The organism is Xanthomonas axonopodis, assembly GCF_001304695.1.
GTDB classification, from domain to species: domain Bacteria; phylum Pseudomonadota; class Gammaproteobacteria; order Xanthomonadales; family Xanthomonadaceae; genus Xanthomonas; species Xanthomonas axonopodis.
This window is the reverse complement of the sequence record NZ_JFAQ01000244.1, coordinates 1-10347: the sequence shown is the minus strand read 5'-3', so window position 1 is coordinate 10347 and position 10347 is coordinate 1. Positions and strand designations below refer to the sequence as shown.

The window sequence follows — 10347 nt, the reverse complement described above, 5'->3', positions numbered from 1 at the left end:
CTAACTACGGTCGCAGGCTCAAAGCTCTGAAGGGTCTGACACCGTACGAATTCATCTGCAAGCAGTGGACATCCGAACCCGAGCGGTTCAAAGTGAATCCGATCCATCTAATGCCGGGACTGAACACCTAGCGCGGCAAACAAACCGTCGTGTGCAGGCGTCGGTTGTGCCTGGCGGCTGCGCGGCCGTTTGCTGCTGTTTTATGCATGGCGCGCTATCTGTAATGCCAAACCGCAGGCACCTTGGCGGACGCCGCTTGCTGACCGGGCGCGTGATTCGGGCTGGGGGTTGAGGTTTCACTAATCTGCTGCACGCAACCAGAGCGATGCCGGCCCGCACATCGCACGTGGCGATGACTGCATTCACCATGCGGTACCGCATGTCATGCAGGTGCACAAGACGCTTGCAGAACATTGCGGCATGATGCCGCCCTTCGCCGTCTTTCAGTCTTTGCCGATGACTCCTTCGTGCACGCTCGCATCCGCCCTGCAGTCGCTGCAGCAGCAGTTCATCGCCATGCCGCCGGTGCTGTCGATGGGCATCGCCGTCGATGGGTTGCACGATGGTGCTTTGCGCCTGCGGGCGCCGCTGCAGGCCAACGTCAACGACAAGGCCATTGCATACGGCGGCAGCCTGGCCTCGCTGATGACGCTGGCCAGCTGGGGCTGGCTGACCCTGCAGCTGCAACTGGCCGGGCATCACGCCGATGTCTACGTCGCCGACAGCCAGCTTCGCTATGTCGCACCGGTGTACGAAGACCTGGTCGCCAATGCCGAGCCGTCCGAGCTGGCGAGCTGGGAGGCCTTTCTGGCGACGTTCCGGCAGCGCGGCAAGGCACGCATCGGCACGCGCGCGCAGATCGCGCTGGGCTCCGGTGCCGCTGCGGCCACCTTGAGCGGGCGCTTTGTGGCGTTTCCAAAGCGGTAGGATGCCGGCTGGATCCGGGGGAATACGCATGCGTGCAGTCATTACAACCATCGTGCTGCTTGGGCTGGCACTGCTGAGCGGGGGCGTCAATGCCGGCAGCCGTGCCCAGGCGCGCGCGCTGGAAACGACCCAGGCCGCCTACACGGCCGCCGTGCGCTGGAACGATTTCGACGCCGCGCTGGGGCTTCGTCGAGCCGGCCTATGCCCAGGCGCATCCGCTCAGCGACCTGGAACGTTCGCGCTACGAGCAGGTACAGATTTCCGGCTACCGCGAGGTGCGCGTGGGCCAAGACGCCAACGGCGACCTGCGGCGCGAGGTCGAGTTGCGGGTGATCAACCGCAATACCCAGGCCGAACGGCTGGTGCGCAGCATCGAGATCTGGCGCTGGAATCCCGAGCAGAAGCGCTGGTGGCTGGCCAGCGGCCTGTGCCCGACCTGTGGAAGGGCCAGTAGCCTGGCCCCTGCGCGCCGGGCGTCGCGTGCGCCAGCTGTGCGACAATTCCCGCCCGCTCGACTGACCCTGACCCCGTGAATTTCGAAGAGCTGCAGGCCTTTGTCGGCCGCAACCCCATGTTGTCGCTGGCCCTGGTGGGCCTGACCATCGCCCTGATCGTCACCGAGGTCGCGCGCCTGTTCCGCGGCTATCGCGCGCTCAAGCCGGCCGAGCTGACCCGTCTGATCAACAGTGAAAACGCGCTGGTGATCGACCTGTCGCCCACTGCCGACTTCGAAAAAGGCCACATCGCCGGCAGCCGGAACGTGGCACTAGCCAAGTTCGACCCAGCCGGCAAACTGTTGGCCAACGCCAAGTCCTCGCCGGTTGTCGTGGTCTGCCGCAGTGGCAACACCTCCGCCGGTGCAGCCAAGACGCTGAAGAAAGCCGGTTTCGAACAGGTGTACTGGCTCGAAGGCGGCGTGGCCGCCTGGCAGATGGCCGAGCTGCCACTGATCAAGGGCCGCTGATCCGCCTTGTGCGGCACCCGGCACTCCCCCATTGCTGGCGTGAGAGACTTCCACTTTCACGCTCGCATCACTCAACGCTGCATCCACCGAACCGTTTCTGGAGTTAGGAATGTCCGACGAAATCCTCAACGGCGCCGCTGCGCCGGCCGACGCCGCTGCTGGTCCCGCCTTCACCATCGAAAAGATCTACGTCAAGGACGTGTCCTTCGAATCTCCGAACGCGCCGGCCGTCTTCAATGACGCCAACCAGCCCGAGCTGCAGCTGAACCTCAACCAGAAGGTGCAGCGCCTCAACGACAACGCCTTCGAAGTGGTGTTGGCCGTGACCCTGACTTGCACCGCCGGTGGCAAGACGGCCTATGTGGCCGAAGTGCAGCAGGCCGGCGTGTTCGGCCTGGTCGGCCTGGACCCGCAGGCGATCGACGTGCTGCTCGGCACCCAGTGCCCGAACATCCTGTTCCCGTACGTGCGCACCCTGGTCAGCGACCTGATCCAGGCAGGCGGCTTCCCGCCGTTCTACCTGCAGCCGATCAATTTCGAGGCCCTGTATGCAGAAACCCTGCGTCAGCGTCAGAACGAAGGGACCTCGCTGGCCGATTCCGAGCCGGCTGGCAACGCCTAAGCCTCGATTGCGCCGATGAGCGATTGGACCCACAAGATCGCCGTTCTCGGCGCCGGTTCCTGGGGCACGGCCCTGGCCGCGCTGCTCGCCAGACACGGTCATCCGACCGTGCTCTGGGGGCGCGATGCGGCGATGGTGGACACCATCGACCGCACTCATGAGAACACGCGCTACCTGCCGGGCATTCCACTGCCCGACAGCCTGCGTGCCACCACCGACCTGCAGGCGGCGGTCGCTGACGCCATCTGGATTCTGGTGGTGGTGCCTTCGCATGCCTTCACCGAGACCATCCGGCTGATCGCACCGCTGCGTCCGGCCGGTGCCGGCGTGGCCTGGGCGACCAAAGGTTTCGAACCCGGTTCCGGGCGGTTCCTGCATGAGGTTGCGCGCGACATCCTCGGCCCCAGCGCTCCGCTGGCCGTGGTGACCGGGCCCTCCTTCGCCAAGGAAGTCACGCTTGGCCTGCCGACCGCCATCACCGTGCACGGCGACGATGCGGCGTTTGCGCAAGTGGTGGCCGACGCGATGCATGGCCCCACCTTCCGCGCCTACACCGGCGACGACATGGTGGGCGCCGAGCTCGGCGGGGCGATGAAGAACGTGCTGGCAGTGGCCACCGGCGTGGCCGATGGCATGCAGCTTGGTCTCAATGCACGGGCCGGGCTGATCACGCGTGGCTTGAACGAGATGTTGCGGCTGGCGGCGGTGATCGGCGCACGTCCGGAGACCCTGATGGGCCTGGCTGGTCTGGGCGATCTGGTGCTCACCTGCACCGGCGATCTGTCGCGCAACCGTCGCCTGGGCCTGGCCCTGGGACGCGGGCAGAGTCTGGACGATGCGATCCGCGAGATCGGCCAGCTGGTCGAGTCGGTGCAGACGGCCGATGAGGTCATGCGTCAGGCCGAACACCACGGCATCGAACTGCCGATCTCCAATGCCGTGCGCGCGGTGTTGCACGGTGAAATCACCCCGGAAGCAGGCTTGAAGGAACTGCTCGCACGCGAGCGCAAGCCAGAGTACCCGCAGACCTTGTTCACCTGAGAACGCCGACAAAACGACTGCGCCTACTGCCAGGCGTGCGTGGCCGCTGCCCCGAATCTGTATGTACCACTGTCTCATTGTGGTTCCGGGCGCGCCGTGCCGCCGGATGACTGCTCGCTATGTGTTGTTCGCCGCGCCAAGGCCGGTAGCACATCGGCATCCATTGCGAAGATGCACAACACAACGCCCGGCACGACCGGGCGTTTTTTTGGCTGCTTGCCGCGGCGCAAGCACGGCCTTGGCGGATCAAGCGCCAGGTTGGGGGATTCCCAACGCGGGTGCGGCCAATCCTCGAGGCGCACGGACATAATTGGCGAGGTTGCCTGTGCGAAGCGACGGGTATCGTGACGTGCGTGCCCAAACCGCCAACCGATCGCCCAAAAGAAAAGAAGCCCGGTCGGGGGACCGGGCTTCCAGTGCAACGCGGGAGAGCGATCGCGTTGCAGTCAAACGTGCGGCTTACCAGCTGAAGCGCGGGCCGACCGACCATTCCTTGTTGCCGTCGCCATCCATACGGATATCGCCGTTGATGCCCCAGTTCTGGTTCAACTTCAACTGGGCGCCAAGGCGGCCGTAAAAGTTGTCGCCGATGTCGATGCCACGCTTCTTGGAGAAGTCTTCGTAGCCAGCCAGTGCATAGACTTCGAAGTGCTCGCCGAAGGCGTTACGCAGACCGGCTTCAACGCTGTAGCCGTCGAAGTTGATGTTCGGGGTGTCCAGGTCCAGCCTGCGGTAGGCAACGCGCGCAACGAAGTCGGCGCTCGTGGCGATTTCGTGGTTGAAGCCCACGCCGACGCCCCACTGCTGGAAGTCGGAATCGGTGTTTTCGAACAGTTTGTCGTTGTTGTCGGCGTTCTGCTTGCTGTAGTCGCCGAAGACATGGAAGTTCGGGGTGATGGCGTAGGAGCCCTTCACGCCCCAACCGTCGGCGTCGCGGCCATCGGTCGGCGTGCGAACGTAGTCGCCTTCGACGAAGTTGTAGGACAGATTTTCTGCGGCCGAAGCCGCAAACGGCAGAGCTGCGAGAAGGCCGAGGGCGAGCAGAGAAGTCTTCATGATCGAGATACCTGTACTTATGGTTTGGGCCGGCGCTGTGGCGAATGCCGTTCGCTGCCGAGATGTAAATTCTCCGTTATTCGATGGAACGCGACATGAATTTTGGACTGACCAGTTGATGAATCATCGCGCCAGATTCAGCTGCGCTTCCTTGTGTCCGGGGCGAATGCGCTTGCAGCACACGCAAAACGTGATGCTCTCGCGCTTACGTAGCGTCAATGTGAGGCGTGTGTGCACAAAGGCAAGAGATCGCCCGGTTTCCAGCGTTTCACGCGCGCTCGCAACGCAAGCACATTGCACTGACAGCGCCGCTGGGAGCATTGCACGCTTGTTGAACACACCTGCGGAGCCGCATCGTGGCGAAGAAGAGAACGTTGGCGCGCTTTCTGGCCGAGACGCTGCAGAGCGCCGGGGTCGAGCGGACCTGGGGTGTGACCGGCGACAGTCTCAATGGCTTGACCGATGCCCTGCGCGAGATGCAGACCATCGAGTGGATGCATGTACGGCACGAGGAAGTGGCCGCGTTTGCGTCGGGTGCCGAGGCGGCGGTGACTGGCCAGCTGGCGGTGTGCGCGGGTAGCTGCGGGCCGGGCAATCTGCACCTGATCAACGGGCTGTTCGATTGCCATCGCAGCCGCCAGCCGGTACTGGCGATTGCCGCGCATATTCCATCGTCCGAGATCGGGCTGAGCTACTTTCAGGAGACCCATCCGCAGGAACTGTTTCGCGAGTGCAGTCATTTTGTGGAGTTGGTGACCAACCCGGCGCAGTTGCCGGAAGTGCTGCATCGGGCAATGCGCTCGGCGATCCTGCAGCAAGGCGTGGCCGTGGTGGTGATTCCGGGCGATATCGCGTTGCTGGAGGTGGATAAGCATGTCTCCAGTGCGTGGCCGTCGCTGCGTCAGCCACGGGTGCTGCCTGGCGCCGAGGATGTGCGGCAACTGGCCGAGCTCTTGCAGCACAGCAAGGCGGTCACCTTGCTGTGTGGCAGTGGCTGCGCCGGTGCGCACGATGCGGTGGTGGCCCTGGCCGATACGCTGGGTGCGCCGATCGTGCATGCGCTGCGCGGCAAGGAATACGTGGAGTGGGACAACCCGTTCGATGTGGGCATGACCGGCCTGATCGGTTTCAGCTCCGGCTATCACGCGATGCTCAATTGCGACACCCTGCTCATGTTGGGCACGGATTTTCCGTACCGGCAGTTTTACCCGAAGGACGCGACCATCGTGCAGGTGGATCGCGATCCGGGCGCGCTCGGACGGCGCACGCCGTTGCAGCTGGGCATTGCCGCCGATGTGGGCGAAACCATCGCGGCCTTGCTGCCGCAGTTGCAGCGCCGCGAGGAGCGTGGCTTTCTGGAGAAATCGCTTGCGCATTACCGCAAGGCGCGCGAGGGGCTGGACGATCTGGCGGTGCCGGCAGATCCCGGTGAGCCGCTGCACCCGCAGTTCGTGGCCCAGCTGATCAGCCAGATTGCCGATCAGGATGCAGTGTTCACCTGCGATGTCGGCACGCCCACGGTGTGGGCCGCCCGCTACCTGCGCATGAACGGCAAGCGCCGCTTGCTGGGGTCGTTCAATCACGGCTCGATGGCCAACGCAATGCCGCAGGCGCTAGGCGCACAGGCGGCATTCCGGGGGCGGCAGGTGATCTCGCTTTCCGGCGATGGCGGCTTTGCGATGCTGATGGGCGACTTCATCTCGCTGGCCCAATTGAATCTGCCGGTGAAGGTGGTGGTGTTCAACAACGCGTCGCTGGGTTTCGTGGCGATGGAGATGAAGGCGGCCGGTTACCTGGATACCGGCACCGAGCTACGCAATCCGGATTTCGCGGCGATGAGCAACGCAATGGGCATCCTGGGCATTCGCGTCGATGAGTCGTCGCAACTGGAGCGTGCATTGCGCCAAGCCTTCGCCCATTCGGGCCCGGCGCTGGTGGATGTGCGCATCGCCACGCAGGAGCTGGCGGTGCCGCCGGCGATCAAGCTCGAACAGGCCAAGGGCATGGGCCTGTACTTGCTCAAGGCAGTGATGAGCGGGCGTGGCGATGAGGTCATCGAATTGGTGAAGACCAACCTGCGTTAATTCAGTTGCACTCGCGCACACTGGCTGTCCTCTTCAGGCCGCTTCGTCCATGCCCCGTTCGCTGCTCCGGCAACTGTTGCTGATCTGGATGGTGATTGTGGCCGCCTGTGTGGGCGTGGCCACGATGTTGTACGGCCTGTATCGGCAGACCGAGGGAGTGCGGCTGGAAGAGGCGCGTCAGCAATTGGGCGGGCAATGCGCGCGCATCGTGCAACGCTACGCAGGGGCAAGCGAGGCGGCGCGTCGCGGTGACGATGGCGTGGGCCTGGCAGCGGTGGTGGTGCAGCTGGTGCTGGCCGATGCGCCAGGTGTCGAGGGTGGCGTCTGGGACCTGCACAAGGGCGTTGTTGCCTACGCGTATCCGACCTACGACGGCAGCGATCACAAGACCGATATTCCCGCCGCGGAGTGGGCCAACATCGTCAACACGGCCCAGCAGAGCGTGACGACAAAGCAGGCAGCGCAGTACCGTCGCGACGGTCGCCGCGAAGTGCTGCTGATCAGCGCCTGTCCGCTGGCCTCCAACAGCGCGGCATGGACGATGACGCGGGTACCGGCGAGCAAGGCCGATGCCTGGCGGCCGCTGGTCGTCGGCATGTTGCTGATCTTCGCAATGGTGGCCGGCTCGGCGATCGCGTTGGGTGTGGTGGTACGGCGCTGGAGCCAGCGCTTGCATCGGATCCAGCAGGCGCTGGCCGCCGACACCGAGACGCCGCACATCCCGCCAACCGGCGCGCCGGAACTGGACCGCCTGGGCGCGGCGGTCAACGAGTATGCCCAGCGCAACGCGCAGGCGCTGGCGCAGACGCGCCGGCTGGCCGAGGAGCTGTCGCGGCACGAACGGCTTGCCGCACTCGGGCGCATGACGGCCACCGTGGCGCATGAAATCCGCAACCCGATCGCCACGATGCGGTTGGCGCTGGAAAACGAGATTGCGCGCGGCGATGCGACGCCGGACGACGCGGCGCATGGCGAGTTGATGCTGGGGCAGATTCGTCGCCTGGATGGCGTGGTCGAAAGCCTGCTCGGCATGGTGCAGCCGATTCGTCTGCACCTGGAGACGGTGGTGGTGCAGGACTGGCTGGCGACGCTGCTGGAGCAGAGTTCGTCACCGCCCGGTACGCCGCCGCCCCGTCTGTTGCTGCCGGCTACGCCGTTGCGCTGGACGCTTGATCCGCAGCAACTGGGGCGCGCGGTGCACAACTTGCTGCGCAATGCCGCGCAGCATGCCGAGCCGGGCAGCGAGGTCACGCTGCAAGCATCAGCAGTGGAGGGCATGTTGCAAGTGCAGGTCTGCAACCGCGGCGCGCCGATCGCCGAACCGATCGCTGCGCACTTGTTCGAACCGTTCGTCAGCGGCCGCGCCGACGGCAATGGCCTGGGGCTGGCGCTGGTACGCGAGATCGCGCGCGCGCATGGCGGACAGGCGCGCTACGCACATGCCGACGGGCTGACCCGTTTCATCCTGGAGTTGCCATGGCGCGCATCCTGATCATCGACGACGATGCGGCGTTTCGCACCACCTTGCAGGCCACCTTGCGCTCGCTCGGGCATGCGGTGGTCGCCGCCGAGAACGGGCCGGACGGGCTGGCCCGGCTGAGCGAAGGCGGCATCGACATGGCCTTCGTGGATTTCCGCATGCCCGGCATGGACGGCATCGCGGTGCTGCGTGCGCGCCTGGACGATGCGCAGGCGCGCCAGGTGCCGCTGGTGATGCTGACGGCCCATGTCTCCAGCGGCAACACGATCGAGGCGATGACGCTGGGCGCCTTCGATCATCTGGTCAAGCCGGTTGGCCGTGCCGACATCGTGGAGGTGGTGGAGCGCGCGCTGCTCAGTCGCGCCGATGCGCAGGCTGCAGCGACAGACACCTCGCCTGCGCAGGTCGAGGACGACGATGCGCTGGTCGGGCACAGCCCGGCGATGCGCACCGTGCACAAGCGCATCGGGCTGGCGGCGGCGTCCGATCTGCCGGTGCTGATCACCGGGGAAACCGGCACCGGCAAGGAATTGGCCGCACGCGCGCTGCATCGCGCCAGCCCGCGCGCCAGTGCGCCATTCGTCGCAGTCAACTGCGCGGCCATTCCACTGGAATTGATGGAGAGCGAATTGTTCGGGCATCGCAAGGGTGCGTTTTCCGGCGCCAGCAGCGACCGTCGCGGGCTGATTCGCGAAGCCGACGGTGGCACGCTGTTTCTGGACGAGATCGGCGACATGCCGTTGCCGATGCAAGCCAAGCTGCTGCGTTTCCTGCAAGAAGGCGAGGTGACGCCGTTGGGTGGCAGCGGCCCGCAGAAAGTGGATGTGCGGGTGCTGGCCGCCACCCATCGCGACCTGGCCGCCTGCGTGGCCGAGGGGCGTTTCCGCAGCGACCTGCGTTACCGCCTCAATGTGGTGCCGATCGAGCTACCGCCGTTACGCGAGCGCGGCCAGGACATCCTGCTGCTGGCGCAGCACTTTCTCAGCGCCCATGCGGGGCCTGCGCAGAGCGTGTCGCCGGCCGCGCAGGAGCGCCTGCTCGCGCACCGTTGGCCTGGCAACGTGCGCGAATTGCGCAACGTCATGCAGCGCAGCCAGGTGTTGGTGCGCGGCGCCAGCATCGATGCGGCAGATCTGGATGAAGCGCTGGGCGAGGCGAGCGAGGTGCCGGCGCAGGAGCCGTCGGTGGTGGCCGGGACGCTGCCCGAGGCCGTGGCGCGGCTGGAAACGCAGATGATCCGGTCGGCGCTGGAACAGAGCCACGGCAATCGCGCCGAGGCCGCGCGCCGGCTGGGCATCCACCGGCAATTGCTCTATCGCAAGCTGGAGGAATACGGCCTGTGACCTTCGCGCGCATCGACTGCAGACCGCGGGACCGGTGTCCCCAAACCGGACAGGGTGGATGAAATGCAGGCGTCTTCGCCGGTCTATCGGTCAGATAAAGACCTTTTAAAACAGTTACTTACAAGTTGGCACGATTGCTGCTTTGTCTCTGGTACGCGGCCCTTTCCCGCCGCGCAGGAGACATCCCCATGATGCGTCAGACTGTTCTTGCAATTGCCCTGGCCTGCACCATCGGCGCCGCCGCCGCACAGGTGGCCGCGCCGCCACCGCCCCCGGCTCCCAATGGTCCGATCGGCGGTACGCCGACCCCGCCGACCCCCGTCGCCGCCACGCCGGTCAGCGTGAGCGGTACCGTCGAGCGCTTCCTGCTCAACCCCAATGGCGAGGTCGATGGACTGTGGCTGCGCGACGGCACCCAGGTCGGGTTCCCGCCGCATCTGTCCAGCGAGGTGAAGGCGGCCGTACGTGCCGGCGACAGTGTCGTCGTTGTTGGCTTCCGCCTGGGCAATCTGCCGCTGCTGCAGGTCAGTTCGATCCGCTCCGGCCGTAGCGGCCGGGAGGTGGTCGACCGGCCGCCCACCTTCGGCGCTACCCCGCCGCCGCCGACCCCCGGCCAGCTGACCCCGCTGCAGTCCGATGGCACGATCCAGCGCCTGGTCTATGGGCCTGCCGGCGAGGTTAATGGTGCGCTGGTCAGCGATGGCACGGTGGTGCGGATGCCGCCGCATCTGGCGCTGCAGTTCACCGACCTGCTGCGTGTGGGCGCACCGCTGAGCGCCAGCGGCTTCGGCGTGGCCACCCCGGACGGCCGTGCGATCGAGGCGACCCAG

9 protein-coding genes, 1 other RNA gene and 2 pseudogenes are annotated in these 10347 nt (G+C 65.7%); 11 read left to right on the top strand and 1 reads right to left on the bottom strand.

Going from position 1 to position 10347, the window contains the following annotated elements:
• The 7 genes and pseudogenes from XAXN_RS22115 to XAXN_RS22110 form a co-directional block, all read left to right on the top strand.
• Window positions 1–131: pseudogene (locus XAXN_RS22115) on the top strand (IS481 family transposase); the annotation flags it as partial.
• Window positions 132–456: 325 nt separating this feature from the next.
• A complete protein-coding gene (locus tag XAXN_RS18650) occupies window positions 457–927 on the top strand; it encodes a YiiD C-terminal domain-containing protein (RefSeq protein ID WP_042824486.1) in 471 nt (156 codons plus the stop codon).
• Between the two features lie 28 nt (window positions 928–955).
• Window positions 956–1381 (top strand): annotated as a pseudogene (locus XAXN_RS18645) (hypothetical protein).
• Between the two features lie 75 nt (window positions 1382–1456).
• On the top strand, window positions 1457–1891 hold the full coding sequence (locus XAXN_RS18640; RefSeq protein ID WP_042820983.1) for a rhodanese-like domain-containing protein: 435 nt from the start codon (window positions 1457–1459) through the stop codon (window positions 1889–1891).
• Between the two features lie 109 nt (window positions 1892–2000).
• Window positions 2001–2513 carry a protein-export chaperone SecB gene (gene secB / locus XAXN_RS18635; protein WP_003488515.1) on the top strand — a complete coding sequence of 171 codons (513 nt, stop codon included), beginning with the start codon at window positions 2001–2003 and terminating at the stop codon, window positions 2511–2513.
• A gap of 15 nt (window positions 2514–2528) precedes the next feature.
• Window positions 2529–3554, top strand: a complete 1026-nt coding sequence (locus tag XAXN_RS18630) for an NAD(P)H-dependent glycerol-3-phosphate dehydrogenase (RefSeq protein WP_054320637.1) — start codon at window positions 2529–2531, stop codon at window positions 3552–3554.
• Window positions 3555–3615: 61 nt separating this feature from the next.
• Window positions 3616–3687, top strand: a non-coding RNA gene (locus XAXN_RS22110) — sX9 sRNA.
• A 326-nt stretch (window positions 3688–4013) separates the two neighbouring features.
• Here XAXN_RS22110 and XAXN_RS18625 read toward each other — a convergent pair.
• Window positions 4014–4610, bottom strand: a complete 597-nt coding sequence (locus XAXN_RS18625; protein ID WP_054320636.1) for an OmpO family porin — start codon at window positions 4608–4610, stop codon at window positions 4014–4016.
• A gap of 374 nt (window positions 4611–4984) precedes the next feature.
• On the opposite strand from XAXN_RS18625, the gene poxB reads away from it, so the two are divergent.
• The 4 genes from poxB to XAXN_RS18605 form a co-directional block, all read left to right on the top strand.
• A complete protein-coding gene (gene poxB, locus XAXN_RS18620; RefSeq protein ID WP_174515563.1) occupies window positions 4985–6694 on the top strand; it encodes a ubiquinone-dependent pyruvate dehydrogenase in 1710 nt (569 codons plus the stop codon).
• 49 nt (window positions 6695–6743) lie between these two features.
• On the top strand, window positions 6744–8186 hold the full coding sequence (locus tag XAXN_RS18615; RefSeq protein ID WP_054320634.1) for a sensor histidine kinase: 1443 nt from the start codon (window positions 6744–6746) through the stop codon (window positions 8184–8186).
• Window positions 8171–9517 (top strand): sigma-54-dependent transcriptional regulator, encoded by a 1347-nt coding sequence (locus tag XAXN_RS18610; RefSeq protein ID WP_054320633.1) that lies wholly within the window; start codon window positions 8171–8173, stop codon window positions 9515–9517. The genes XAXN_RS18615 and XAXN_RS18610 overlap by 16 nt, the downstream gene beginning before the upstream one ends.
• Window positions 9518–9705: 188 nt before the next feature.
• Window positions 9706–10347, top strand: a 642-nt coding sequence (locus tag XAXN_RS18605; protein WP_054320632.1) for a hypothetical protein, incomplete at its 3' end; no start/stop codon positions are given.

Coding starts and splice junctions, on each gene's coding strand:
- XAXN_RS18615 (WP_054320634.1), top strand. CDS start 6,744: ATGCCCCGTTCGCTGCTCCGGCAACTGTTGCTGATCTGGATGGTGATT.
- XAXN_RS18625 (WP_054320636.1), bottom strand. CDS start 4,610: ATGAAGACTTCTCTGCTCGCCCTCGGCCTTCTCGCAGCTCTGCCGTTT.
- secB (WP_003488515.1), top strand. CDS start 2,001: ATGTCCGACGAAATCCTCAACGGCGCCGCTGCGCCGGCCGACGCCGCT.
- XAXN_RS18650 (WP_042824486.1), top strand. CDS start 457: ATGACTCCTTCGTGCACGCTCGCATCCGCCCTGCAGTCGCTGCAGCAG.
- XAXN_RS18630 (WP_054320637.1), top strand. CDS start 2,529: ATGAGCGATTGGACCCACAAGATCGCCGTTCTCGGCGCCGGTTCCTGG.
- XAXN_RS18610 (WP_054320633.1), top strand. CDS start 8,171: ATGGCGCGCATCCTGATCATCGACGACGATGCGGCGTTTCGCACCACC.